Source organism: Rhizobium sp. CC1099 (genome assembly GCF_029714385.1).
GTDB lineage: Bacteria > Pseudomonadota > Alphaproteobacteria > Rhizobiales > Rhizobiaceae > Rhizobium.
Genome location: NZ_CP121643.1, coordinates 260064 through 285393 on the forward strand (window position 1 = coordinate 260064; position 25330 = coordinate 285393).

Sequence of the window (25330 nt, forward strand, 5' to 3'; positions counted from 1 at the left end):
TTCCTAGCCGAAGAATATCGGTCCTTGACAGGGGGTTCGCATGAAGCTTGATTGGCGCCTTGACGGCGGGACAATTCTGGGAAATTACGGCCGCCCCTGACATTCGGGTGCAGGCGAAGGCCGTGGCCGAGGAGATCGCCGCGAAGCGGCCTCGGGACGCATAGCGAACAGCGCCTCGATCAATCCGCGATCCGGATTTGATCCAGAAGCTCGACAGGGCCCGTTCGAGGATCCTTATGTGGATCCGGAAAAGGCGCTCTCGATCGTCGGCAACTCGACACACGTCCCCAGTTTGAGCCGCGCTTCACCGCAAAATTGACAATGTTTTTTTGTCGGCTGCAAGAAACTCTTGTCAAGGTGGCTCTTCAGCGGCAATCAGGTGTCCTGGGCGCACATCCCGGCACTATCGACAGCGCGCCGCAATCGGAATGCACACGCACATCTCTCGGTCAGGTCCTCGGCCATTGAAGGAGCGATAAAGCGGCAACAATGAACCTGGAGAATACATGACGGAAAAAAGCCCCGGTGATGCCGTTTTTCGATATCGTGGCTCAACGTTCGACAGCATGATCGAAACCCTCGGAGAGGTTTTCGGCACATTCGACGCCAATCTCGTCGGTCGTTCTCAAGACTTCCGTTGGGGGCTCGATCTTACGGCCTCTGAAAGCGCAGCATTGATTACGGGTTACCATAATGAAGGGTTTCAGTTCCGCGCTCAGTGGTGTTCCGAGGCAACAGAGCATCTATCGATCGTGGTGCCGCGCAGAGGTGGCATGGCGGTTGCGTATGGTTCGCGCATGGCCGAGGCCCGACAAGGAGAATTGCTTCTTTACAGGAATTTTGAGCCTGACAGCATCTCAATGCATGGGCAATCCAATCTAATAGATGAGCTGGTGCTTAATTGGCCATTGATCCAACGGACCATTGGCGAAACTTTCGATGTGCCGTTTAGAGGCTCGCTCGACCTGTCGCCCGAACTAGATCTGTCAACACCAGTTGGTCGAACAATCGGCAATCTCACAGAAGCGATCATAGACGGAATACGCGATAATGGTCCCCTCTGTCAGTCTCCCATAGCCATGGCTCATATTACGCAGGCGCTAGCCGATGTCGTGATACGGATGGTACCTCATCGATTATCGCATCTGCTGGATAAGAAGCCTTGCATGATTGCTCCCGGACATGTCCGCCGCGGGATCGAGTTCATGTGCGCCAATATCAACCAGCCGATTACAATGCCAATGGTGGCAGATGCAGCGGGTGTTTCCACCAGAGCACTCGAAGCGGGTTTTCGTGGATTCAAGGACACAACGCCTGCAGCGTATCTACAGATGCTTCGGTTACGGGCAGCACGGGAGGACCTGCTCGACCCTGAGAACCATATGCTTTTGAAAGAAATCTGCCTGAAATGGGGATTCTTTCAGTTCGGGAGGTTCTCCGCAGTTTATAGGGCATACTATGGAGAAAATCCGTCCGAAACAAGGAGACGCGTCTGCGGATCATATCCTCGTAGGTCCTCCTGACAAAGCGGATTGACGAAGGCGCTCACCAGGCAAACAGGCCCAGTTTGCGCGAATCGGAAGACGGCCATGCCGTAGATATTAGATAAGCCTCTGCGCGGCGGATGATCGCTATTGGTGCGCCTGACTTTCTCCTCGTTAGCATCCGTCGCGTTCAGCCCTTCATTTGATCGGCCAATTTGTTGTCCGCTTCACGGAGGAACTTCGCAAGCGAGATAGCGTCCGCCCACATCTCCGCGCCCGCCAAACCAGCTTCTGCGGCGTGTTCAGGTCCGCCACCCACCTTCCAGCCGCACCCAATCCTCAGGCGACAGCAACAACCTCTTGTCCCTCTCCATGGATCCAGACTCGCCTATAGGGAATCCTTCTGTTAATTCCAGAACACTAGACTAGGTGAATACTGAGACGAGAACGGACAGCCAGATCAGGACGACTCCCAACGCCAACGCTCGCCTGGCGGCTATGACCTTCTCCTCGCCGTCATCTACAACGGGGGTTGTCACAATCCAGGGCACCGAGCCAAGCGCTGCAAATCCGACGAGCGCCAAAATCACAATGACCAAATCGGCGCTGCGCCAGCCGCCGGGCTCATACAAACCCCAGTAGCCAAGGAACGCCATTCCCACTGCGAACATGGTGGCGGAGGCAGAGCAAAGTCCCGCAACAGCACCTGATGGCGCACGCATGTAGCATCCTTTCCGCGCCGTCAATCCAAAGGCGACATTCATGATGGCGCAAACCGCGTTTGCACATATGTGGGCAGTGCGCCGTCTCCTGATCGGGCTCCTCCGCACACTTGGTGCACGAGGATTCACGTACCCCGCGGATAGGTTCATTGATTCGCAATCGATGTTCAACATTCTTGTTGATCAGGCGCGATCTTCCCGGCTGATTGCAAGGATAGACACCCAGCCCCGCTGGCATACTCACGTCGCTTGATGTTGTGCCCCATCCCTCGCGCTCCAGTTGCACATGTACGCGACGATAGCATAAACGCGCACGGGTCTCACAAATCTCGCGGATGCGCGTTTCAGACCGGCCTGGTGGTATCCGACTGACGAGTGCGGCCGGAATGTGTTGGCGGTGTATGCGGTTCGCCCCGGACAGCTTCACTCCCGTTTGAGCAGGACAAACAACCACCGCTAGCCGAAGTGCCGACGCATGGAGGCGTAGAGGCGAATATGTCGCAGAAATCCTCGACGGCTTCAACGGCACGATCCAGGTCGATGCCTACGGCGGCTACTCGCACCGTAGAACGGTTTGACTGGCGTCATCAACGCTGAGCTTGGAAGACTGTCTTGCGAGATCAAGACCACGACGACAACAGGTATGGAAACGTTCCTTCTGCAAAAAGACCTCAGCCATCTTCGCTGAGGGGAAGGGAGCGGTCCATGCCACCAAGTGGGGTCGTGCAGCGGGCCCGCTACATGACACTGGAAACTATCAGCCAGATGAGCGATGATCCGCTCATCAGCCTGCCAGCCGTGGCGCGCTGGTCAGCCGGGGCTTTTCGTCGGAGGGCGCGGCGACCAAACGCCATGTCCAATGCTCGACGAATGTTAGGCATGCGACATATCGGTTTCGACCAACCGCCATTGTATTTATAAGAGGTTCTTCTTGGCACGAATAATGCTTAGGTCATCGAGAAACTCCCGTGAACCTGTTCATGACGCCCAGTCAAAGTGTCCACTGGCCATCGTGATGCCGATCCAGAGGTTGTTTAATCCGGTCGCGCGACGATTGCAGACGGCAAAGACCCTGACTGCCGCTTCCGAAGGTTCTATGGTAACAACATTTCATGCATGATGCTGTCGTTATTCGTTCCGGTATTGCACAGGCAACTGTCAACCGAAAAGGAGCAGAGCTAATTGGGTGGCAGGTCGGTGCAAACGACCTCCTTTGGCCGCGAGGCTCCCCAGGTTGGAACCAAACTTGTCCCCTGATGTTTCCTTCATGCGGATGGAGTGAGTCTTCGCTTGTCGAAATAAAAGGGCAATATTATCCGATGCCTGTTCACGGCTTTATCAGCATGCAGGAATTTGACGTGGTTTCCAACTCAGAAAGTGAGGTAACACTAGAAGCATCTGACAATGAATTCACGAAAACAATGTTTCCATTTTATTTCCTTTTCAGGATTTCGTATAAAATTGTAGATAGTCAACTGAACATTGAGATCTCCGTAACAAACAAGTCCTTTAGTGCTTTCTTGCCCTATTCCATCGGCATACATCCCGGATTTAGATGGCCGTTACTGTCTCCGCACAAAGACAGTTGGCGGCTGCAATTCGAGAAATCGGAATCCGCTCTCGTCCCGTGCATATCTTCCCAAGGGCTAATTCGAGGTAATCAACGGAAACTTTCATTCCACGGACGTTGCCTTCATCTAAATGAAAGCCTTTTCCAGAATGAGGCCCTCTGTTTTTTGAACGCGAACAGTAAAAGGCTGTCGCTCGTTGGAGAGAAGGCCACAATCAGAATTGACGCGCCAGACGCACGTCACTGGGTTGTATGGTCTCTTCCACAGCAGGATTTTCTGGCGTTAGAACCATGTACGGGCCACGGTGACATAGAGGACCGACGCATTCCATTTGACGAGCGGGAATATAATGTCAATCTTGCCCCAGGAGAAGAGCAACAATTCCGAGTACGATTTGAGTTTTTACAGCATGAAGATTAGTCCTCAAGAGACTTGCACTATTGGGCATGTCAGCGGTGCTGCTTTGTGAGTGTGACGAACAGCCACAGCTTATTTGTTGACTGCGACGGGATAGAAAAAGCAACGGTGTTAGGCGTCAAGGGACGCTTCGCGGTATTCTCGCATCCTTGCGTTCAAGGTGATGATGATCATCTTTCGCATGACGGCGACAAGAGCGAGCTTGGCGGGTTTGCCCCTGTTTCGGAGATTTGTATAAAAGGCCTTCATGGCGGGATCGAAGCGAATGGCTGGCAGAGCGGCGATGTACAGCGCGTCTCGAACTGGTTGCCTTCCTCCCGCGATCATGCGCTTGCCTCGCATCAGGCCACTGTCTCGGTTGAGTGGCGCGACGCCGACCAGCTTGGCGATCTGCCCCTTTTCCATCAGCCCCAGTTCGGGCAGACCTGCGAGAAGAAAGCATGCCGTGCGCAGGCCGATTCCCTTCAGCGACATCAGCACGTCGGCTTTGGCTGACAATTCTGGGTCCGATGCAAGACAGGCCGTCATGGCGTCCACCACGGCCTGCCGTTGGCTGAGCAAGAACTGCAGCGTCTGCTCGATCCAATCCCTCGTCCGGTCGTTCAGCTTTTCCCGGCGGTTCTTCTCCTGGACGATCATGTGCGACAATTGCTTGTAGCGTGACACCAGATCGCTCAGCTCGGCTTGCTCGACGCTGGGCTGACAAAGCAGGCGTGTTTCCATGCGCCGTCCATAGTCGGCCAGAACGAAGGCGTCGATCTTGTCGGTCTTGGAAAGCTGCCCGCTGGCGCGAGCGAACTGCCTGATTTGCTTGGCGTTGACACGCGCGACAGGCAGGCCCGCTGCCTGCAGCGCTTTCACGACACGACGCTCATAGCCACCGGTCGGCTCCAGAACCAGGCGCTTGATAGCATCGAAAGCCGCAAGGAAGGCGATCATTTCGGCAGTGCCCGCAGCCGTGTTGGCAAAGGTCGCAGACTGCTCATCGGGCAGAAGGCAGATGTCAAAAGATGATTTCGATATGTCGATGCCGACAAAACGGTTAGTATAAGTCATGAGGCTGGTCTCCCTTATACGCGAGCGCAAAGCTCTCTCAACGGTTCGACGAAGCCTCGAAATGCGCAAAGGGTTCTGCTTTTTTGCGAACGAAAGTTCAGGCCGGGAGGCCCAACCGCTTTGCGCAACGCCATTGGGATGTTGCAATCACCCCAATGACAAACGAGGCCGGGACATCATTACGATGTTCCGGCCTCAAATGTATAAGCCGGGTTTTTCAGAACTTCTGCTTTGCCCGCTTTGGCATGACCGTGAGTCCGCCTGAGGACCTCTTGGGCCCGGTCCAGTAGCGCAGGGCCATCCTGAATTATGCGGATCGCCTCTTGTGGAGCGCCATGCCCTGCAATCCAGCGCTTCATGGCGGCTAGGGTCAGACCTGACCATAATCTGCATACGCAGTCGGGCACGCGCGAACGAACCGGCCGCGCGCGTGAGTTTCGGCGCACGGCTGCATCATTAACTTAACGGTGTCGCGCTTTCCAGCGTTAGAGAGTCCAAAGGAAAGCATGTAATGCGCCGCCGACGGAAACTTTATGCTTGTGTTGCACCCCACAGTCCTTCCATCCGCTACTTTAAATCGAGGCTTGTTTGGGGTTTGAGGCAGCTGTTCCATAATGGATTGCTTGTTTTGGTGTTTTCGCGACCCAATCAGATTCGAAGCGCAAATCTCCGCTCGTTCAATCCCCAGCCTCTACGCCTCTACACCACTTCCGACTTTACCTCTACGCCAACGACGTCGATCGAATGGGAACATAATGTAATCGCGCACGGTGAGCGGCTCGGGCTGGTTTCGGAGGCCAACTTCCGGCCACTCATTCTCTTTTGGCCAATATGCCGTTAGAAAAACCGTATCCCAGATGGTTGTAAAGAACCCATAGTTTCGGTGCCGGTGATGCGGTTCCATCGAGTGGTGAATGCGGTGGAACTTATTGTCGCCAATGATATCTCGAAGCGGCCCAAGATTGATGCGGGTGCTAGAGTGTGAAAGATGGCCCTGAAAGGTAATCAGTGTCATGGCAACAACGGGCACTACGCCAGATTCGAAGTGGATCAGCGCGAGTGGCAGTGCTACTAACGCTGCGTAAATGAGGGGCTCGGAAACGTGATGATTGCAATTCCATGCCGTCAATTCGCGGATCGAGTGGTGAGTAGCGTGCAGGCGCCAGAGGAATGGAACAGCATGCTGAGCGCGGTGCATCCAGTAGACAAAGAAGTCGTCGGCAATCGCGACTAAAATCCCTGAAAGGACGGCTAATCCATTGTTAATGATTGCGTTGTCAGAGTGAAGCAACGTACCGAAATTGATCGTTACGAGCGGCTTTATCCCTAACCAGCCCAAACCCACAGCGAAGAGGTGCCAGAACAACGCACCCCATCCGAGGCGAATAATCCAATTCCGCACGCCGCGCACGTATGAGGCAAAACTGTATCGATGAGCCGGAAAGGTTAGCTCCAGCGCGGCGCAAAAGGTGGCGAAGATCACAACCAGCTCAAGCGATCTCACGAAGAATTGGATCATCTGATTAATGTCGAGAACGTGCATTTGTTTGCTCCGGCGAATTGTTAAAATGCGCCAACCTCAGGTCGGAGTGACTCTCATCACCGCGGTCGTCTTCGTCACGAGGGCGAGTCCAATAGTATGAATTTCCAGCGCGGCCCGCGCAGAAAGCACGAATTGCATATAGCCACGTCACGCAATTTTCCTTTTCAGTGCGATGTGAGTGCCGAGATCGAGAACCAGATGCGTGTGATTGCCGACGGGACGGGCGGACCTATAACGTCGCCGAGGTTAGAATACGAGGAATTCGTACCGTTGTTGAACAACGCGGCGTTGGTTGAGGAGGCCTCTGCGGTTGCGCGTGATGTGTTCAACCGCGGGAGCATCGCGGTCCGCAAAATCGGATAACGGGCTCAGAGGATTTCACCCGCTTCTTCAGTTTCGTACCCGGGTGCTTCGTCTTCCTCGGCAACGGAAAGGAGTCGGCGCCGTTGCCCTATGATTTCAAGGATGATGGGCTTGTATATGGGGCGAAGTTCCACGTGAGCATCGTCCGCGGGCGCATTCACCCAGTTTGAGCCGCGCTGCACCGCAAGATCGGCAAAGATTATTCGCGACGCAAGGTGGATGGATCGCCCGCGTTGGCCGAACACCGCGCGACCGCAATCCGCCACCGCCATATTCAAATTCGCGTTCAATATGCAATTCGCGAATGAAAGTTTCCATACTCGGTCTCCGTGCTGTGAAATGTCAAAATATATTACTAATGAACAATGCTGATAAATTTGGATGGCATACATCCACGTTATGGATAGATGAAGACATGCGGTTCAAGGGCCTTGACCTAAATCTCCTCGTGGCGCTCGACGCGCTGATGACCGAGCGTAATCTCACGGCGGCGGCGCGCAGCATCAACCTGAGCCAGCCGGCCATGAGCGCCGCCGTCGCCCGGTTGCGCACCTATTTCCGCGATGATCTCTTTACAATGGCTGGCCGAGAACTTGTTCCATCGCCGCGTGCAGAAGGGCTCGCCTCGGCAGTCCGCGAGGCTCTGCTGAACATCCAGCTCTCCATCATTTCCTGGGACCCGTTTAACCCGGCTCAGTCGGATCGCCGCTTCAGGATCATCCTCTCGGACTACGTCACGCTCGTATTTTTTGAAAAGGTCGTGGAGCGTGTGGCGCGGGAAGCTCCCGCCGTCAGCTTCGAATTTCTGCCTCTTGCCGACGACTTCGAGGAGCTCGTCCGGCGCGGCGATGTCGATTTTCTAATTATGCCGGAAGTGTTCATGTCGAAGCATCCTCACGCAGCACTGTTCGAGGATAGATTCGTGTGTGTGGGCTGTCACACGAACAAGCAGCTATCAGAACCATTTACATTTGAGCAATACATGTCGACGGGGCACGTTGCGGTCAAGTTTGGGAATAAGCGGAAGCCCACCATCGACGAATGGTATTTGCTCGAGCACGGTTTCACGAGACGTGTTGAAGTCGTCGTACAGGGCTTTAGCATGATTCCACCAATGGTGTCGGGTACCGACCGTATAGGGACCATGCCCTTACGGCTAGCGCAGCATTTCGCAAGAACAATACCCCTGCAGATCGTCGAGCTTCCCCTGCCAGTTCCTGCGTTCACTGAGGCCGTTCAATGGCCTGCCCTTCACAACAGTCACCCGGCAAGCATCTGGATGCGGGAGATATTGCTGCAGGAAGCGTCCCGTATGGTATCGCCCTTTGCCCTGTCCGAGCCCCTCATCGACCGGACCAGCACGAGTGCTGACCTACTCACCTTCTATCCGCTGACTTCATTGGGGCCAGCGGCATAAAAAGGCCATCCATACATGCTCTCATGGAGTGTTCGAACCAGCGCTCGGGCAGAAAACGCGCAGAGGCCCTCCGGCCAAATCACCAATCGGATTGTCCATTCCGATCTCATGGTCCTCGATGAACTCGGCTATCTACCGTTCAGCTGGTAGAGGGGCGAAATCGACCGATCGCAGCGAACCCACGTCCGGAAGTAAACGCTGCTGCCGCGGAAGAGCAGGCCAGTCGCCGGAAGCAGCGCGTCGGCGTCTACGCCGCGCATCGCCTCAATTCACCTTTGGGAGTTGAATGTCGCAGCGATGTCACCGTTCCGGCCGTAAGTGCGCGATCACCTGTGCCGGTCGTATCCTCCGAGGGGTATAGCTCGGCGACATGTGCGTGCGCTCGTGTAGAAGAACTCCCGGCTCCGATCTTTTGCTCTAGCGAGCAGTTACGCAGAAGGTCGCCTCGGCTGCCGCAAGACGGGCGTGCTTACCCTTTGTGCCATCATTCTTTCCTTTCCTTGAGCGGCGGTCCGACGATCATCACGGCGGGGTCGGCGGAGAGAAGCTGTCTCGCGACCGACCGGACATCCTCAACGGTTACCGCCTCGATCAGCTGTTTCCGCCGCGCGATATAGTCGATGCCGAGATCTTTCATCTGGATTCCGACCAGAGTGTTGGCGATCGCGCTGGATGAGTTGAGATTGTCGATCGCGTAACCGCCGATCACGTTTTTCTTCGCCGCTTCGAGCTCCTCCTGGCTGACGCCCTCCGCCGCCATCCGCCTCGCCTCGGCGCGAATGAGGGCGAGCGTCTCTGCGGCCCGATCCGGGCGGGTCCCCGTGTCGATCACGAGCGCCGAGGCATGGTCGTTGTTCACCAAGGTAGATCCGATGCCGTAGGCGAGCCCACGCTTCTCGCGCACCTCGTTCCAGAGCCTGGAAGTGAACGCTCCTCCGCCGAGGATGTGGTTCATCAGATAGGCTGCGAAGAACTGCGGCTCTTTGTCGCTGATCGCGGAATAGGCCAGGCGCAGCCGGCTCTGAGGTAAATCATAGGGGACGCGAATTTCCTGCGCCAGCTTCGGCGCGGTGTCGGCGATCGGCATCAGCGACGGTTCGGCAGGCAATCCGCCGAATATCCGATCCAGATCGCGCTTGAGTGCGCTGGCATCGATCGCTCCCGCCACGGCGATGGCAAGGTTGCTGCGCGCGAAAAGCCGCTTATGAAGCGCCTTCAGATCGGAGGTCGAGACAGCGGCGAGGGTTTGCTCGGTGCCCTCGTCTCGCCGGGAATAAGGATGATCGCCATAGAGCGCTTTCCTCCATGCGACCTGTGCGACCGCCTCCGGATCCTTGGCTTCCGCCATGATGCCGGAGACGATCTGCGCGCGGATGCGATCCACGGGCGCTTGGTCGAAGCGCGGCTGCTCGACGGCCAGCCGGAGAAGATCGAACGCAACATCCTTCTGATCGGCGACCACGCGCATGGAGCCGTAGAGCGCATCGCGCCCGGCGTTGAACCGCATCTCGGCGCCAGCATCGTCTAGCTGCTCCTGGAAGGCTTCGCTGTCAAGGTCGCCGGCCCCTTCGTCGAACAATTGGGTCATGAGATTGACAAGGCCTTCGTTACCGGAAGGATCCTGCGTGCTGCCGCCCCGGAACGCGAAACGAATGGTGACGATCGGCAGCGAATAGTCTTCCGCCAGCCACGCCTTGATCCCGCTCGAACCCTTGACTTCCTGGATGGCCATGGCCGCCCGCGCCGGCATTGCGGCAAGACCCAGCAATACGAGCACGACCAGCAGTGGCTTGGTGGCCCCGATCGGCAGGCGGTTGAACATCGTCATTGGCTTTTATCTCCTGAGGTCGCGCTTTCCCGCGGCAGCAGATATCCCGTTACCGAGCGGTCCGAATTAAGATATTTCCTGGCAACCGCCTGCACCTCCGTCGCCGTTACAGCGCGGACCCTCAACGGCCATTGCTTTAAGTCGTAAACAGTACTGCCGGTCGCAAGCGCTTCCCCGTAGATGTGGGCCATATCCGCCCGGCTGTCGCGTGCGAAGATCATCGAGCGGACCAAGCGGTTCTTGGCCTTCTCGAGCTCGACATCGGTAACGCCGGCGTCGATGAATTTCCGAACTTCAGCGTCGATCGCGTCTTCCACCGCCTCGATCTTTGCCTCGCCCCGCGGCGAGCCATAAATCGTGAAGCTCGACGCATCGAGCGATCTTCCGTCGAAATAGGCGCCGGCCCCGGAGGCTATTCCCTGTTTCACCACCAATTCCTGATAGATCCGGCTGAGCGTTCCTCCGCCGAGAATTTCCGACAGAAGATCGAGGGCTTCCGCTTCGCCCGGCTCGGTTATTCTGTAGGAAGGCGCCACCCAGGACTTCTGGAAGCTCGGCACGGTCACGCGCGGGTCGGTGAGCACGACCGTCCGCTTGGTGTTCTGCTCCGGCTCCTGCGGCCTCACCCGCTGCGGCAGGTCCCGGCCGCGCGGTACGGCTCCGTAGATCTTCTCCGCTAGCCACGACACCGTCGCGGCGTCCACGTCGCCTGCCACGACCAGTATGGCGTTGTTCGGGGCATAGTAGCGATCATAGAACGCTACGGCGTCCCCACGATTGAGCTGTTCCATCTCGTGCATCCAGCCGATGACCGGGATGCGGTAAGGATGGTTCTGATAGAGGGTCGCCCGCATCTCCTCGTCGAGAAGCGCCTCGGGATTATCCTCGACGCGAGAGCGCCGCTCTTCGAGAATGACATCGCGCTCCGGCGCGATCACCGCGTCGGTGAGTACGAGATGGCGCATCCGGTCAGCTTCGAATTCCATCATCGTCCCGAGCGCCTCGGGCGTGACCGTCTGATAGTAGGCGGTGTAGTCGGACGACGTGAAGGCGTTCTGCTTGCCGCCGATCTCTGAGATCTTTGCGTCAAACTCGCCGGCCGGGTGGTTCTTCGTGCCCTTGAACATCAGATGCTCCAGGAAATGAGCGATGCCGGATTTGCCGGGTGGCTCATCGGCGTTGCCGACCTTGTACCAGACCATGTGCGTGACGGTCGGCGTCCGGTGATCGGGTATGATGACCACCTCCATGCCGTTGCTCAGCAGGAAATTTCCGATCTCGGATTCGCCTCGCGGGGGCTCGACAGCCGCCGCTTCCCAGGTCATCAGAGTTTGCAGCGCAACCATGCTCAGCGCAAATGCGCGGATACGCGAAACCATTCCAACATGCATCATTTTGTCTCCCTAAAGGCAGGATTCTAGGGCCGATATTTCTTGTGGCTCGCCTTATTTAGCACCGCAGCTAGGCGGGCCTGATCAACGGCGAGCCGCACGCCGGTGGCGACATCGACCAGCATGAACCGCTGCTCGCCATGGGTGGTCCGGCGGTAGAATGTGTCGTCCCCATTCAGCCAGAACGGCACCTCTGGGACATTGACGGTAAGCAGGCCATGGCGGCGTTGGCCGTGAGTGCACGCTCGAAACCGGTCGGTGCTGGCGGCGGATGCGTAACACTCGGCGCGTTCGCCAGCGCCTGAGCTGTTGCCGGTCCCGATTCCCCCTGAACGAATAGCGCGAGCTTTAAAGCGCTGACCGTGTTGCAGCAGCGTTGAGCGTCGCCACGATGACAGTTCGTTTGCGAATATCCATGGACTAGCCGGATTGGACCGATTGCGGAGTTGGCATCCGCACGAGGACAACCGCGGCAAAAGCGCTTGTGCAGCCTCGGCTCGACTACTTCTTCTGCAACTGGAACGTCCTGTAGTAGGCCGAGCGGACGTCGGCCCCGGCAGAAAGCATTGCGCTAACATTTCGAGATCTCCCCACAATTTCGTTGGTCCGTTCCGCGTCTGCAAATGCCTGGACGCAATATGCGTGCCAAAGGAAAAACTCTTTTGATACAACGTAATCGATCGAACCGGCTGTCTCGCATGTCCGAAATTGTCGTACACCGGACAATGCCAAGCGACATTGACCCGTTGCACGTCGGTTCGCCAAAACTGGACCGCCGTCCACAGCGATGACACCGACCTGCGGCACCCTCTGCTTGGCCTCTCGATGCAGGTCTATGGCATCCATCCGCTACGAACGAGCTTATCTCCATAATCCACCCACGGTTTGATCGAGGTATGTCTTTGACAGCTCGCACCACCAACGAAGACATCCTATTTGCGATTCCGTCCGCGGAAGGGTCGCCGAATAGGATGTCAGATTTGAATGGGTTCTGATCTAGTCTTCGACGGGCACCGCTGCTACTGTCGCGGTCACGTAATTACTTCCCGAGGGTTGTGTTTCTTCATGTCGCTGGCTCCCAAAATCGCGATAGCCTGCCAAGGGGGCGGAAGCCACGCTGCGTTTGCGGCCGGTGTGTTGAGCGCCTTACTGGCGCCCGAGTTTCGTGATCGCTATCAGCTCATTGCCTTGAGTGGGACGTCGGGCGGCGCCATATGCGCTGCCTTGGTGTGGTCCGGGCTGATCCGCGGTGGGGCGGACGAGGCTAGGCGCCGCTTGATTGACTTTTGGCGCGACCTTGAGGTGAATGACATTCTTGATGCGGTCGCTAATTTTTGGGCAGTGTCGTCGGCACGCCTCCCAGTCAGCGCCGAGGTCAGCCCTTATCTCTATAGTCCTATAGCCGAGCCGCGGTTGCGCGGCCTTCTTACTCGTCACCTCGACCTTGCGTCATTGCCGAGCGAGCCCCATCGTCGCGCGAGTCCCAAGCTTTTGATCGGGGCTACGGACATCATTCACGGCCTCGGGGTGGCGTTTGAGGGCGAGAGCTTGACGTATGATGAACTGATCGCATCGGCTGCGGTTCCCCCGCTCTTCCGTGCCGTGCAGGCTCACGGCACTCTCTTCTGGGATGGGCTCTTCAGCCGCAATCCACCTGTGCGCGAATTCACCGACTTGCCGGAGCCGCCAGACGAAATCTGGGTGGTGCAGATCAACCCGCAGCAGCGGAAACGCGAGCCACGGGCAATGCCGGAGATTATCGACCGTCGGAATGAGCTATCTGCCAACCTGGCACTCAGTCAGGAGTTGTTCTTCATTACGAAAATCAATGAGCTGCTCGCCCAGCATCCTTCACTTCGCGAACGCTACCAGCCTATCAACATCCGCGTCGTCGAACTCGAAGATGACCTAGACTATCCCTCAAAGCTGGACCGCTCCAGCCCGATGATCGAGCGGCTCCTGCGGATGGGGCAGGAACGCGCACCTTGGTTCTTCGAGGGCGGATCGCTATGGCCACGCTAGACTCAGCTTAGCCTAGATCACCTGAGGCCCTGCGCCGAGGTCACGCGGCGAAACCATGCGCGACGCCTCCTGCGATAAGATCCCCCGCACCCAGAGGCTTGCCGGATCACCATTGTGAAGTGCAGGCCATTGAACGGCCTCAGTGAACGCAGGAACTGGCAGGGGAAGCTCGACGATCTGCAGGGGTATTGTTTTCGCGAAATGCTGCGCTAGCCGTAAGGGCATGGTCCCTATACGGTCGGTACCCGACACCATTGGTGGAATCATGCTAAAGCCCTGTACGACGACTTCAACACGTCTCGTGAAACCGTGCTCGAGCAAATACCATTCCTCGATGGAGGGCCTCCGCGCATTTCCGAATTTTGCCGCAACATGCCCGATCGACATGTATCTCTCGAATGTAAGCGGCTGTGATAGCTGCTGGTTCGTATGGCAGCCTATGCAAACGAGTGTCTCGTCGAACAGTCTCGCTCGAGGATGCGCGTTCGACATAAACAATTCCGGCAGAATGAGAAAATCGACGTCACCGCGCCGGAGAAGCTCCTCGTGGTCGTCGGCAAGCGGCAGAAATTCGAAGCTGACGGCGGGAGCTTCTCGCGCCACACGCTTCACGACCTTTTCAAAAAACGTGAGGGTGACGAAATCCGAAAGGATGATCCTGAAGCGGCGATCTGATTGGAAGGGATTAAATGGCTCCCAGGAAATAATGGAGAGCTGGATGTGCAGCAGTGTCTCGCGAGCTGCCGAGGCGAGCTCTTCCGCACGCGGCGTTGGGACAAGTTCTCGGCCATTCATCGTAAACAGCTCATCGCAGAAATAGGCGCGTAACCGGGCGACGGCCGCGCTCATGGCCGGCTGGCTTAAGTTGATGCTGCGTGCCGCCGCCGTGAGGTTACGCTCGGTCATCAGCGCATCGAGCGCCACGAGGAGATTGAGGTCAAGGCCCTTGAAACGCATATTTTCCTTCATTCATGGTGTGGATGTATACCATCCAAACAATCGATTTTACGAATTAAACGGGATGCCATTAGAAGAACATCAATTGATCAAAATCAAGTACATCGACCGCCTATTACGAGCGGTGCAGGAGGTAGCAAGTTGTTAGAGCGCATATCATATCGGAAACGCGGCGCTCACAATGGTTCTGCCACCTCAATGGGCTAGCATCACGATGACTGACGACAGCCTCTGGACGTTCACAATCACCCGCTGCTTCGATTGTGTGATCTGGTGCCTCAGGAAAACAGCAAAAATAAGGAGGTCGGCATGTGCTCTGAGGTGCGGTGGAAGCTGTGCTGGGAAAACGAGTTGGAACTCGCTGACCATGTAGAACTCGCCGAGTTCTTTCGCAAAACCTATGGGCCGACTGGGGCCTTTAATGCAAAGCCGTTCGAAGGTAGTCGAAGTTGGGCCGGAGCCAGGCCTGAGCTTCGGGCAATCGGTTATGACTCTAATGGTGTAGCGGCTCATATGGGATTGCTGCGCCGTTTTATAAAGGTTGGCACAGTCGATCTGTTGGTGGCTGAGCTGGGATTGTACGGGGTGCGTGCCGATCTTGAAAGGCTCGGCATCAGCCATTCAATCCGTGTCATGCTTCCAACACTGCAGGAGCTCGGCGTCCCATTTGCTTTTGGCACCGTTCGCCACGAGCTACGGAAACATATTGCATGGTTCGGCCGACATGGGCCGGTGACCGTTTTGTCGGACATTCTCACACAGTCCACCCTACCAGAGCCGCGTCTCGATAAGCCGCCCACGCGCATCGATGACGCACTTGTCATCGTTCTGCCAGTTGGACGGCCGATCTCCGACTGGCCCACAGGTGAAATAATTGATCGAAACGGACCGGAGCTATGACTGACCTTGATTGCACCTTCGAAGTGCACGGTGAGTGCACCGATGGCGCCGACTAGGCAGCGTTTATTGACGATCGCGCCATATCGCACACCGGAAATCCTCGACGTGCTGCCCACACCAGATGCTGATTTTTTCGGCATCGGCAGGTCCGGGCAGACCAGCCGAACTTAATCCAACGGCAGGCTGCTCAAGGGCGCGAACTTTGCATCCTGGCTGCAGGGCAGCTCTAGCTGCCACCCTGCGGCGGAGCCCTCAGTCAATCCAGCCAATCGAAAAATCATAGGTCCAGCTAATGCCGCGAGAATTTCGAACTGATATCCAAGCTCTGCGGGGGTTGGCTGTTGTGCTGGTTGTCCTTTACCACGCACATATTGGACCCTTCGCAGCGGGTTATCTTGGGGTGGATATTTTTTTCGTGATTTCGGGCTTTCTGATCACTAATCTGATCAGGACGCAGCTTGAGCAATCGCGGTTCAGCTTTTCGGAATTCTATTATCGGCGTGCGAAGCGCCTGTTGCCGGCCGCCTATGTCGTCATTGCGCTTACGACGATCGCTGCGCCTTTTTTCCTGTCAGACGTGGGCCTGCGGGAGTTCCAAAATCAAGTCTACGGGGCGCTCTCTTTTTCCGGCAATATCGTTTTCTGGTTCCAGGAGGACTATTTCGGCGGAGCCGCCGAAACGAAGCCCCTCCTGCATTTTTGGTCGCTTGCTGTCGAAGAGCAGGGTTATCTGCTGCTGCCGGCCTTCTTGGCCTTGGTTCCCCGGAGATGGTGGCTGACAGGCGTTAGTTCGCTCCTCGTTGCCAGCCTAGTTCTATGTCGATATGTGGTCCCTCGTGACCCATCCGCTGCATTTTATCTTCTGCCGACCCGATTTTGGGAAATGGCCATTGGTTCATTCGGAGCCTTGCTTCCCACCACCTCACTCGTGACTGCCAGGCTTGCGAAGCTGCGCCTCCCGGCGCTCGCATTTATCATCGTCGCCCCTATGGGTTTCGCACATCCCGTAGTGGATGCCGCTTTGGTTTGTTTGGCAAGCCTGATCCTCTTGCTTGCGCCCAGCAGGGATAATCTGGCGGTTCGAGGCATGGCAAGGGTAGGTGACGTCTCCTACTCGCTCTATCTGATCCACTGGCCCATGCTTGTCTACGTGAGAGCGGTTTGGATGGCAGAGCCTCCTGCCCCTGCGATCTATGCGGCAGTTGCTTTCTCATTTGTTGCGAGCTGGGCTCTTTACCATTTCGTGGAGGAGCCATTCCGGCGGGGGCACGTTATGTCTCGCATACGGCTTGCCTCAGGACTCGTTGGGGCATCGGTTCTTCTTGGCTTCTCGCCCTCAGTCGCTATCGCCACAACCGACAGCACCGTTGACTTTGCGAAGATCCGGCGGATCAACTTCGGCCTGGGAAGAGCATGTGATTTCAGCCCCGGATCGCCTCCTCAGGAAATCCCGAAGAACTGCCAGACAACAAACAGACCCGAATTGCTAGTCTGGGGCGATTCATTTGCCATGGCACTGGTTCCCGGCTTGGCCACGACAGTCGGAGAAGCCGGACTGGCTCAGCTCACGATGAGCGGATGCTTCCCCGCCATTGGCATTGCTGCATTCTCGAAGGCGTCAGCGTCGCCCTATTCCCATGCCTTCGGCGAGGACTGTATTCGTTTCAATGACGGTGTTTTGGCTACCCTGAAAAATCGACCGGAGATCAGGACGGTTGCCATTTCAAGCCCTTTTGATGCCCCTGTATCGAGCGAATTTGTGCTGCTTAAGAGGAACAATGATACTTTCACGGAGGTTGACGCTTCTCTGGATATAGCCGTCGAGGGCATCAAGGCTCTCGTCGAAGCCGTTCGCTCCCTGGGCAAGCAAGTGGTTGTTGTTGCTCCTCCGCCAGTCGCAAGTTTCGATATCGGCGATTGCCTTGAGCGAAAGGCACGGGGAAGCGTTATTCTCGGGCGCTACAGCGACTGTAAAATATATGTCAGCGACTACCGCCGGTTCCGATCCCGCACTCTCGAGCTGTTGAACCAAGTGGCCTTGAAGGCTGGCGTAGAGGTTGTTTCTTACCACGACTTTCTCTGCGACGACACAACATGCAGGACCGAGATCGACGGCATCAGGGCTGCTCGTTAAAGCATGTTGGCAAATGGAAATCCCCTTCCAGTGACGAGGGAATGTAGTGCGCACCCTGGCGCCGAAACAAAAACCGATAGGAGACAAGATGCCAGATCAAATCGCAGATAACGTCATCGCCATGATCAAGAAAAGCGCCGCATCTAACGGCGCTGATTCCGCCTTGGGCCATGACGAAATAACAGCTGCAACCGAACTGACGTCGCTGGGGATCGATTCATTGGGACTGGCAGATATCCTCTGGGAGATAGAGGAGGCCTACGGCATCAGGATCGAGGTTAGCACAGTCGATGACTGGTCAAATCTCCAGAGTGTCGGCGATCTGGTTGAAGCCGTCCGCGGCTTGGCCGCTAAGGAGGTTTGAATGGAAAGGCGTGTCGTCATTACCGGAATTGGCGGGCTGTGCGGGCTAGGAACCGACGCCGCCTCCATCTGGAAAGCAATGCGTGAAGGACGTTCCGCTATCGGACCCATCGCCAATTCAGAACTTCATGAGTTGAAAGGCATGATCGGCGCCGAGATCAAGGCGTTGCCGGAGCATGACATTAACCGCAAGCAATCAGTCTCCATGGACCGCTTCAGCTTGCTCGCGGTGATTGCCGCACGCGAAGCCGCAAGACAGGCCGAACTCTCCATTGATGGAGGAAACACCTATCGCATCGGCGCAACAGTGGGCGTCGGCGTCTGTGGCTGGGATGCGATTGAAGAAAACTACCGTGCTATGCTTTTGAACGGCGCGAAGCGCGCTGCCATCCTCACTGCACCTAAGGTTATGCCGAGTGCGGCTTGCGCTCAGGTCAGCATGAGCCTCGGCTTGCGCGGGCCGGTCTTCGGCGTCACGTCCGCTTGTGCCTCGGCCAACCATGCGATCGCTTCGGCGGTGGATCAGATTAGACTTGGCCGTGCCGACGTAATGCTCGCCGGCGGCAGCGATGCGCCGCTTGTGTGGGGCGTGCTGAAGTCATGGGAAGCACTGCGCGTACTTTCACCGGATACCTGCCGGCCCTTCTCGGCCGACAGAAAGGGGGTAGTGTTGGGTGAGGGGGCGGGAATGGCCGTGCTGGAAAGCTATGAGCACGCCGCAGGGCGCGGTGCCACAATTCTTGCTGAGATCGCCGGTGCTGGCCTCTCCGCTGATGCGTTCGACATCGTCGCGCCTGCCGTCGAAGGCCCGGAGGCAGCGATGCGCGCCTGCCTTTTTGATGCCGGGCTGAATGCCGAGGATGTGGACTACCTAAACGCGCATGGCACTGCCACCAGGGCCAACGATCAGATCGAAACTGCGGCGATCAAGCGCGTCTTCCGTCATCATGCCCATTCGATGTCCGTCTCTTCCACCAAGTCCGTTCACGCGCATTGCCTCGGCGCAGCAAGCGCGCTCGAAATGATCGCCTGTGTGATGGCGATCCGCGAGGGCCTCGTGCCGCCGACCGCAAATTATCGTGAGCCAGATCCCGATTGCGATCTCGACGTTACTCCCAATGTGCCGCGCGAGCGCAAGGTGCGCGTTGCGCTGAGCAACGCCTTCGCCATGGGCGGCACGAACGCAGTTGTGGCATTCAAGCAGGTATAGCAGGACAGACGCTTCACCGTCTGACTTTTAATATGCCATGCTTAACTCCAATCCTGGTAAACCGACCGATGGCTGCCGCGCATGGCCGGGCGATTTGGGCCATGCCTTCACACTTCCTGACGGAAGCACGGCATCGCTCTCGCATCTCTTGACGGCTTCTTCCCGAACGGTTTCCACGGCTTCATTGCCGGTTTCCAGATTAGCGCCTTGGTGGGTTGGTCCGGATTTTTGCAACTGCAGGGATATAAATCATGGCTGACTCGACGGACCTCGACCCGTTCCGCCAACGCATCGCCGAGGCACTCCCTTCGGCCAACATTCCCACCCTGCTACTCCTTCTGTACCAGTTTACAGGACAAGAGTACTGGTTAAACCCGCCATTTATTCCCGTGAAGAGTCGCTGGGACGACAACGATTCCGGCGGCTTAGCGGTCGAATTGCAGACGGAGATTCGCGATGCAGCATTGGCCGCCATCATGGCTTGGCGCCAGAGGGCAAACATCGCCAAGCCGGACCTGTCGGCAGAAGAGTTGATCCGCATGCTGTCTACGTCAGAGGCCGAGCCTATTCCGCCGGAATACGCTGACATGATGATCCACAAGCTGCGCAGGTATTCAGGCGCGCTTCCCGATCCGGTGTGCTTGCCGGAGGGCTTCCGCGTACTTATCATCGGGGCCGGCATGTCCGGTGTAGCAGCCGCAATTCGGCTACGACAACTGGGCATTTCCTACATCCAGATCGAAATGCAAGACCACACCGGCGGGGTCTGGCACTCACATCACTACCCTGGCTGCGGGGTGGACACGCCGGGACATCTCTACTCCTAAACCTTTGCCGGTGGCAACTGGAGCAAGTTCTACCCGCTGCAGCAGGAAATCGACGACTATTTCAATCGGATCGCCAGCGAATTCGGGATCGAGAGCTCAATTCGCTACAGCACGGAGTGCGTGGTCACTCGCTATGACGAAGAGAGCCGGACCTGGCATTCCCGGTTACGCCTGCCCGACGGTGCGGAAGAAACCCTTGTGACCAATGTGGTGATTTCGGCCGTGGGAGGCTTCACCACGCCGAAGTGGCCGAATATTCCGGGCCTGCCTGACTTCGACGGCCCGGTAATACATACCTCGAAATGGGATCCAGAGGTTACGCTTGACGGCAAACGCGTGGCTGTGATTGGGAATGGGGCCTCGGCAATGCAGGTTGTTCCGGCCATCGCAGATCGGGTGGGTGCCCTGACAATCTTCCAGCGGTCACGCCAATGGGCGGCGCCCTTCTCGAAATTGCGAATGCCGGTTCCGGAGCCGGTGCAGTTCTTGCTCCGCGAGGTGCCACACTACGAATGGCTCTATAGGCTCCGGCTGAGTTGGATCTTCGACAGCCAAGTGCACCAGGGCCTGCAAAAGGACCCGGCCTGGCCGCATCCAGACCGTTCTGTGAATGCGGTAAACGACGGCTACCGCGAGACTTGTACACGTTATATCGAAGAACAGCTGGCCGGGCGCCCCGACCTCCTGGCCAAGGTCATTCCGCCGTACCCGCCATTCGGCAAGCGGATGCTCCTAGACAACGGCTGGTACAAGACCCTACTGATGCCGCATGTTAGGCTGGTGGACGGCGCTGCTGCGCATGTTGAAGGCAAGTCAATCCATGGGACAAACGGGGACACGCATGAGGCAGATGTTCTCATCGTCGCCTCGGGCTACGATATCACACGCTTCTTACTTCCGGTTCAGGTGATCGGACGCAACGGCGTGACGGTACGAGAGGTCTGGGACGATGACGACTGCCAGGCTTATCTTGGCACCGTCGTAACGGGTTTCCCGAACTTCTTCATGGTGTACGGCCCCAATACGGCGCTCGGCCATCGCGGCAACTTCATCTTCACGATCGAAAGCCAGATCGATTACGTGCTGAGCGTTCTGCGCAAGATGGGAGAGAAGAAGCTCGTCGAGGTGGAATGCCGGCGAGACGTCTATCAACGCTACAACCGGACGATCCAAGAGATGCACCAGCATATGATCTGGAGCCATCCCGGCATGTCCACCTATTTCCGAAACGACCGAGGGCGAGTTGTAGCCAACAGCCCTTGGCGCCTGATCGATTATTGGAAGCTGACGAAGGAGGCGGACCTGGGTGACTATCACACGGTGGCTCACGTCGGCGCCCAATCAAAGGCTTCGGCGCGTTTGGCCTAGATGGATGATTTTCTGAGAATGGAGAATTTCCTTTGTGCCGGACCGCCATGTAACCGATCATCAGACGAGGCTTTTTAAGAGTTCCGACAAAAGAAATTCCATTGAGGTCGCCGCCGCCAAGGCGTCCACTAGCAGGGCTAGTTACCGCATCGAGAACGGAGTGCGCCTTCCGTCGCAAAGCAAGCAGGCGCCCATGACAGGACAGGCGAGTGCATGCGTACGATACACCGTTCGGGTTCTTGATCCTGGACGCTGTCAAGCGACACACGCGGCAAAACCAAAACCGGCCGCCTGTGGAATGTCGCACGAGATGAGCGGCCGTGGGCATCGACCGCACCGTTCGCTGCTTTCTCATCGACACCGCCGCCATCGAAAAGCTTCTTCGATCGGTAAAGGAAAATAATTCGAAAAGAGACATGACAGCTCTCCTATTTCAGGCAAGAGCAGATCGTCTCTCAAGCGGCCCGGGGCACCCGGTTGAATTGTCGAGCCGATAAATAAGAATACGCTTAAGTACCCCATAAGGCAAACGAAGCCATCCTTTTGTTTGTGCAGCACCGGCCGCATGGGGAGTTTCCGAAGCTCGGCCGGACTGCCGAACGGGTAAAAGTTGTCAGCGACAGCCGGCGCTTGTTAGCCTTCATACTGCTGATCAGCAATTTCATCGTCGAGGACCTGGATATCCTCGCGAGTAATGCTGAAGGTCAGCCAGTTCGAAGTCACGATCTTCCGTAGCCTTTGCAGCTCGCGCTTCGGCCTTGTCGACGTAAAATTGGAAAATGTGCCGCTTTCCCTTCAGGTTTTCCAAATGAGACATGATCCGTATGGGTGTTGAGCATAGCCCTACATCGGCTTTGATCGGCTGGAAAGTGATCACTTTGTAAAGGATGGCGCGCTGCCGTGCGGCGGCAGTCCACGATAATTCAACGGCTGATGTTTTCCGCAGTCCCAGAGCGTGATCGTCTTGCTCTCCCGAAGCCGTAACCGCCCCATTCCGTTGCAGCGAATGCCGGTCGCGTCCTCATGGTCGCACAGGTCGTTTACATGGATGGTGGCGCCTTGTGCCGTTGTTCTGTCGATCTCTGCCATGTTTTTCCTATCTCGGCGATTTTCTTCACGTAGAAACCGGCGCGACCGCAGCTCGCTGCACCGGCGGCAGCGGAGCTTTGGCTCCAGCTCGCGCAAGACGACGTCTACGCAATACTTCCAGCACAGGAGGTTCTTGTCGATCGTGCTATGGCAGCGACAGATCGCGAACAGGATTTTCCCAATTGGCCATCTGCTTCAGCATCTCGCCGGCGGCGACGCGCTCCGGCTCGCCACCTATGCTTGCGCTTCATCGGCATGGCCATTGGCGGATGTGCGCCCGGCAGCGAACATCACGGCGATCTCGCGGCTGCCGCAGACCGGACAGCGAAGACGTTCGGAGAGCATCGACAGCGGAAAATCGCGGCCGCGCATCGCGACCGTCGTCACCAGGTCGAGATCGCGCTTGCAGCGGCATGCGCGAACGGTCTTCAGGCCTTCATGCTTTCCCCAGGCGCAGCGAGCCTTCAAATCCCATCCCTCATCCATCGCTTCGCCAATCGTCTCGGCCACGCGTCGTTCTTCCCCGTGAAGGGTTCTTCTATCCTGTTTTCGTGACGGCGGTCGCTACGCCTGTTCCTTAAATGTTCTCATCCGCAAAATGAGTCAAGCGGCGCGATTGCATTTTAAGCAATTGCTGATGAACTGGCGGAGTGAGCAAACCGCCGAGATCAAAGCCGTATGACCAGCCCTATGGCCGCCCAATTTTGTAGAACTTGACGCACACAACCGGCTTCCGTCTAGACTTGACCGGCTCCGCTGTCAAAATCTCGAATGTTCGATGATGATCTTCTCCTACAAGTGAGTGCTCCCACGCTCGATTGCGCGTTGAACGGCTACTCGACCAACAGCGGGCGCCGGTCGGCCAGGAACGCGGTGACGCATGGGCCACCGCCCCTTAATTTAAATTTGGACATGGCAGTCGTGCGCCGTCGGGCTTTGGTTCCAGCGCTTGATGCCTCTGTCATCGTGTGTGGACCGCGAGCGCAGGCTTCAGACCGCAGCGGATCGGATTTGCGCCAAATTGGCGCCATGAAAATCCGCTGGTCGGTTTGATCGTGTTTCCTCCCCGTCGGTCGGCTCCTCGGCCGTCTTCGGCTGATCCTGAGGCTTTCTGGCTGCTTTTCAGCCTGCTTTTTCCTCAGGCGTTGCCAGAGCGAGCATCCATTCGCGCGATGTGTAAGGGGCGGAACGAGCATGCGGGGTTGGCGAAAGCTATCAAGAATGCGCCAAAAATGATCACGGGGAGCACATTAATGGTTTCACCCTGCGAACTTTCGCTTATAAAGATTATAACGTTTATTTGTAACCAATGGGTGGGACGATCATTGAAGCAATGGGTCAAAGAGCACGGCTTGCGGGAGGTCGACGATCTAGCTACAGGCAAGACGGTTTACAGAAAGCCATTTCAGGGAGTGATTGCCTCAAGCGCTGAACTCGAGAGGCAGATCAGGCTCAGCATCCGCGAAGCCCGTGATAGACGAAAGCTACCACGATCAAAACTTGCTCCCATGCTTGGTCTCAGCGAGCAAGTATATGGCCGCTATGAGAACAAGGTGTCACGCCTAACAGTCGGTCGCTTGATACATCTTTGCGAAGTTCTTGACGCGACGCCTGAAGAGATCATCGCGCCCGCCGCGCCCCATTTGTGGGGCGGAACTAAAGATCAGGCGGAACTGATCCTAACATGCATTAAAAAGCTCAGGTCCTTTGATGAAGAGACGTTGCGTGACGTGTTTAGCTTGTTAGCCCGATTAGGCGAGGGTGACGAGAGGCCGGCCGATGATGCGTTCAAAATCATGCCTCATGAGCCGAGGTCGCCTGAGGTCTAAGAATGCCGAGCAGGATCCTTTGGCGGAGGCCCCGAAGCTTAGGCCCCGCCATTCAGTTTCTGCATCGATGCCGGGAACAATCGCGACGCCTCATCCGCCAGAATCTCGCGCATCCAAACGCTGGCCGGATCGCTATTATGGAGGGCAGGCCATTGCACGGCCTCAATAAAGGAAGGAAGCGGTAGCGGTAGCTCCATTATCGCAAGCGGCAAGGTTTGCGAAAAATGTTCCGCGAGCCGCGATGGCATGGTACCTATTCGGTTCGTGTTGGATATCACCGGCGGGATCATGCTCAGGCCCTGTACAACGACCTCGATGCGCCGTTTGAATCCGTGCTGAAGCAGATACCACTCTTCGATAGAGGGTCTGCGGGCATTGCCGAACGTGGCGGCTACGTGCCCCAAGGAAATGTATTTGTCAAATGTAAGTGGCTCTAAAAGTTGCTCGTTTTTTGACAGAGATTGTTGGCCCTGGACGTGAGGACCGCTGGTGATCCAGGTGAAAGAGCTCGACCAGGACCTTCTTTTCTAGGCGGGTGCGATGCTGTGGGCTTGCCGTCCCTTGGTGAGGTGGCGGTCAGGCACATCCGCGACAGGAACTTCACCCGCTGCCTTCAGCAATCTTAACCGTCGAAACAATTCCCAGGAAGCGATTGAGACGCCCCTTCGCGTGGGGTAGCAACCGTCGTTCGGCGAATGATTTACAGAAATATGTAATCCCGACGCGGATCCTGGCGAGCGCTACACCTTCCATCCTCCTTGACAGATCCGTCGTAGGCCGCAAGCCGAGCAAGGCTCCGGTGGTGGTCTGTGTGGAATCTTCGTCCTCATCAGCATCCC

Annotated in this window: 20 protein-coding genes and 3 pseudogenes; 13 read left to right on the plus strand and 10 right to left on the minus strand. The window is 56.8% G+C overall.

Annotated elements, in window-relative coordinates; all coding sequences use genetic code 11:
* Positions 1-506 precede the first annotated feature (506 nt).
* Complete coding sequence (locus tag QA644_RS34635) at positions 507-1523, plus strand: AraC family transcriptional regulator (protein WP_283074152.1); 1017 nt, start codon at positions 507-509, stop codon at positions 1521-1523.
* A 386-nt stretch (positions 1524-1909) separates the two neighbouring features.
* Here the strand turns inward: QA644_RS34635 and QA644_RS34640 are convergent, their stop codons facing one another.
* Entirely contained in the window at positions 1910-2206 is a 297-nt protein-coding gene (locus QA644_RS34640; protein WP_074070734.1) for a hypothetical protein, read from the minus strand.
* A 482-nt stretch (positions 2207-2688) separates the two neighbouring features.
* On the opposite strand from QA644_RS34640, the pseudogene QA644_RS34645 reads away from it, so the two are divergent.
* Positions 2689-2781 (plus strand): annotated as a pseudogene (locus QA644_RS34645) (transposase); the annotation flags it as partial.
* Between the two features lie 537 nt (positions 2782-3318).
* Positions 3319-4197 carry a hypothetical protein gene (locus tag QA644_RS34650; RefSeq protein ID WP_283074153.1) on the plus strand — a complete coding sequence of 293 codons (879 nt, stop codon included), beginning with the start codon at positions 3319-3321 and terminating at the stop codon, positions 4195-4197.
* Positions 4198-4305: 108 nt separating this feature from the next.
* Here the strand turns inward: QA644_RS34650 and QA644_RS34655 are convergent, their stop codons facing one another.
* From QA644_RS34655 to QA644_RS34665, 3 genes are all read right to left on the minus strand, one after another.
* Positions 4306-5250 carry an IS110 family transposase gene (locus QA644_RS34655; RefSeq protein ID WP_283074154.1) on the minus strand — a complete coding sequence of 315 codons (945 nt, stop codon included), beginning with the start codon at positions 5248-5250 and terminating at the stop codon, positions 4306-4308.
* A gap of 691 nt (positions 5251-5941) precedes the next feature.
* Positions 5942-6793 carry a sterol desaturase family protein gene (locus QA644_RS34660; protein WP_283074155.1) on the minus strand — a complete coding sequence of 284 codons (852 nt, stop codon included), beginning with the start codon at positions 6791-6793 and terminating at the stop codon, positions 5942-5944.
* A 368-nt stretch (positions 6794-7161) separates the two neighbouring features.
* A complete protein-coding gene (locus QA644_RS34665; RefSeq protein WP_283074156.1) occupies positions 7162-7446 on the minus strand; it encodes a hypothetical protein in 285 nt (94 codons plus the stop codon).
* A gap of 125 nt (positions 7447-7571) precedes the next feature.
* On the opposite strand from QA644_RS34665, the gene nodD2 reads away from it, so the two are divergent.
* A complete protein-coding gene (nodD2, locus tag QA644_RS34670) occupies positions 7572-8573 on the plus strand; it encodes a transcriptional regulator NodD2 (protein WP_283074352.1) in 1002 nt (333 codons plus the stop codon).
* Positions 8574-8624: 51 nt separating this feature from the next.
* Positions 8625-8717: pseudogene (locus tag QA644_RS35315) on the plus strand (ATP-binding protein); the annotation flags it as partial.
* Positions 8718-9057: 340 nt separating this feature from the next.
* Here QA644_RS35315 and QA644_RS34675 read toward each other — a convergent pair.
* Positions 9058-10401, minus strand: a complete 1344-nt coding sequence (locus tag QA644_RS34675; RefSeq protein WP_283074157.1) for a pitrilysin family protein — start codon at positions 10399-10401, stop codon at positions 9058-9060.
* Positions 10398-11792 (minus strand): pitrilysin family protein, encoded by a 1395-nt coding sequence (locus QA644_RS34680; protein WP_283074353.1) that lies wholly within the window; start codon positions 11790-11792, stop codon positions 10398-10400. Before QA644_RS34680 ends, QA644_RS34675 begins: the two co-directional genes overlap by 4 nt.
* A gap of 1065 nt (positions 11793-12857) precedes the next feature.
* On the opposite strand from QA644_RS34680, the gene QA644_RS34685 reads away from it, so the two are divergent.
* On the plus strand, positions 12858-13814 hold the full coding sequence (locus QA644_RS34685) for a patatin-like phospholipase family protein (RefSeq protein ID WP_283074158.1): 957 nt from the start codon (positions 12858-12860) through the stop codon (positions 13812-13814).
* A 12-nt stretch (positions 13815-13826) separates the two neighbouring features.
* Here QA644_RS34685 and QA644_RS34690 read toward each other — a convergent pair whose 3' ends face one another.
* The gene (locus tag QA644_RS34690) at positions 13827-14771 is read right to left on the minus strand and encodes a LysR family transcriptional regulator (protein WP_283074159.1); all 945 of its coding nucleotides are present in this window, start codon (positions 14769-14771) and stop codon (positions 13827-13829) included.
* A 309-nt stretch (positions 14772-15080) separates the two neighbouring features.
* Between QA644_RS34690 and QA644_RS34695 the strand changes: the two genes are divergently transcribed.
* From QA644_RS34695 to QA644_RS34720, 6 genes are all read left to right on the plus strand, one after another.
* On the plus strand, positions 15081-15671 hold the full coding sequence (locus QA644_RS34695) for a NodA family N-acyltransferase (RefSeq protein ID WP_283074160.1): 591 nt from the start codon (positions 15081-15083) through the stop codon (positions 15669-15671).
* 292 nt (positions 15672-15963) lie between these two features.
* Positions 15964-17805 carry an acyltransferase family protein gene (locus QA644_RS34700; RefSeq protein ID WP_283074161.1) on the plus strand — a complete coding sequence of 614 codons (1842 nt, stop codon included), beginning with the start codon at positions 15964-15966 and terminating at the stop codon, positions 17803-17805.
* 88 nt (positions 17806-17893) lie between these two features.
* Positions 17894-18169: an acyl carrier protein gene (locus QA644_RS34705; RefSeq protein ID WP_283074162.1), complete on the plus strand. Its 276-nt coding sequence runs from the start codon at positions 17894-17896 to the stop codon at positions 18167-18169.
* On the plus strand, positions 18170-19378 hold the full coding sequence (locus QA644_RS34710; protein ID WP_283074163.1) for a beta-ketoacyl-[acyl-carrier-protein] synthase family protein: 1209 nt from the start codon (positions 18170-18172) through the stop codon (positions 19376-19378).
* 251 nt (positions 19379-19629) lie between these two features.
* Positions 19630-20205 (plus strand): NAD(P)-binding protein, encoded by a 576-nt coding sequence (locus QA644_RS34715; RefSeq protein ID WP_283074164.1) that lies wholly within the window; start codon positions 19630-19632, stop codon positions 20203-20205.
* Positions 20206-20274: 69 nt separating this feature from the next.
* A complete protein-coding gene (locus tag QA644_RS34720) occupies positions 20275-21573 on the plus strand; it encodes an NAD(P)/FAD-dependent oxidoreductase (protein ID WP_283074354.1) in 1299 nt (432 codons plus the stop codon).
* 873 nt (positions 21574-22446) lie between these two features.
* Here the strand turns inward: QA644_RS34720 and QA644_RS34725 are convergent.
* Positions 22447-22662: a hypothetical protein gene (locus QA644_RS34725; protein WP_283074165.1), complete on the minus strand. Its 216-nt coding sequence runs from the start codon at positions 22660-22662 to the stop codon at positions 22447-22449.
* Positions 22663-22896: 234 nt separating this feature from the next.
* On the minus strand, positions 22897-23172 hold the full coding sequence (locus QA644_RS34730; protein ID WP_283074166.1) for a hypothetical protein: 276 nt from the start codon (positions 23170-23172) through the stop codon (positions 22897-22899).
* 692 nt (positions 23173-23864) lie between these two features.
* Here QA644_RS34730 and QA644_RS34735 point away from each other — a divergent pair.
* Positions 23865-24491 (plus strand): helix-turn-helix transcriptional regulator, encoded by a 627-nt coding sequence (locus QA644_RS34735; RefSeq protein ID WP_283074167.1) that lies wholly within the window; start codon positions 23865-23867, stop codon positions 24489-24491.
* 38 nt (positions 24492-24529) lie between these two features.
* On the opposite strand, the pseudogene QA644_RS34740 reads toward QA644_RS34735, so the two are convergent.
* A pseudogene (locus tag QA644_RS34740) lies at positions 24530-24940 on the minus strand (LysR family transcriptional regulator); the annotation flags it as partial.
* Positions 24941-25330 lie beyond the last annotated feature (390 nt).

What these genes read in the sequence shown, in the direction of transcription:
- QA644_RS34700 (WP_283074161.1), top strand. Translation starts at nt 15,964, where the DNA reads ATGCCGCGAGAATTTCGAACTGATATCCAAGCTCTGCGGGGGTTGGCT.
- QA644_RS34725 (WP_283074165.1), bottom strand. Translation starts at nt 22,662, where the DNA reads ATGGCAGAGATCGACAGAACAACGGCACAAGGCGCCACCATCCATGTA.
- QA644_RS34710 (WP_283074163.1), top strand. Translation starts at nt 18,170, where the DNA reads ATGGAAAGGCGTGTCGTCATTACCGGAATTGGCGGGCTGTGCGGGCTA.
- QA644_RS34635 (WP_283074152.1), top strand. Translation starts at nt 507, where the DNA reads ATGACGGAAAAAAGCCCCGGTGATGCCGTTTTTCGATATCGTGGCTCA.
- QA644_RS34640 (WP_074070734.1), bottom strand. Translation starts at nt 2,206, where the DNA reads ATGCGTGCGCCATCAGGTGCTGTTGCGGGACTTTGCTCTGCCTCCGCC.
- QA644_RS34675 (WP_283074157.1), bottom strand. Translation starts at nt 10,401, where the DNA reads ATGACGATGTTCAACCGCCTGCCGATCGGGGCCACCAAGCCACTGCTG.
- nodD2 (WP_283074352.1), top strand. Translation starts at nt 7,572, where the DNA reads ATGCGGTTCAAGGGCCTTGACCTAAATCTCCTCGTGGCGCTCGACGCG.
- QA644_RS34690 (WP_283074159.1), bottom strand. Translation starts at nt 14,771, where the DNA reads ATGCGTTTCAAGGGCCTTGACCTCAATCTCCTCGTGGCGCTCGATGCG.
- QA644_RS34660 (WP_283074155.1), bottom strand. Translation starts at nt 6,793, where the DNA reads ATGCACGTTCTCGACATTAATCAGATGATCCAATTCTTCGTGAGATCG.
- QA644_RS34650 (WP_283074153.1), top strand. Translation starts at nt 3,319, where the DNA reads ATGCATGATGCTGTCGTTATTCGTTCCGGTATTGCACAGGCAACTGTC.
- QA644_RS34655 (WP_283074154.1), bottom strand. Translation starts at nt 5,250, where the DNA reads ATGACTTATACTAACCGTTTTGTCGGCATCGACATATCGAAATCATCT.
- QA644_RS34695 (WP_283074160.1), top strand. Translation starts at nt 15,081, where the DNA reads ATGTGCTCTGAGGTGCGGTGGAAGCTGTGCTGGGAAAACGAGTTGGAA.
- QA644_RS34715 (WP_283074164.1), top strand. Translation starts at nt 19,630, where the DNA reads ATGGCTGACTCGACGGACCTCGACCCGTTCCGCCAACGCATCGCCGAG.
- QA644_RS34685 (WP_283074158.1), top strand. Translation starts at nt 12,858, where the DNA reads ATGTCGCTGGCTCCCAAAATCGCGATAGCCTGCCAAGGGGGCGGAAGC.
- QA644_RS34680 (WP_283074353.1), bottom strand. Translation starts at nt 11,792, where the DNA reads ATGCATGTTGGAATGGTTTCGCGTATCCGCGCATTTGCGCTGAGCATG.
- QA644_RS34705 (WP_283074162.1), top strand. Translation starts at nt 17,894, where the DNA reads ATGCCAGATCAAATCGCAGATAACGTCATCGCCATGATCAAGAAAAGC.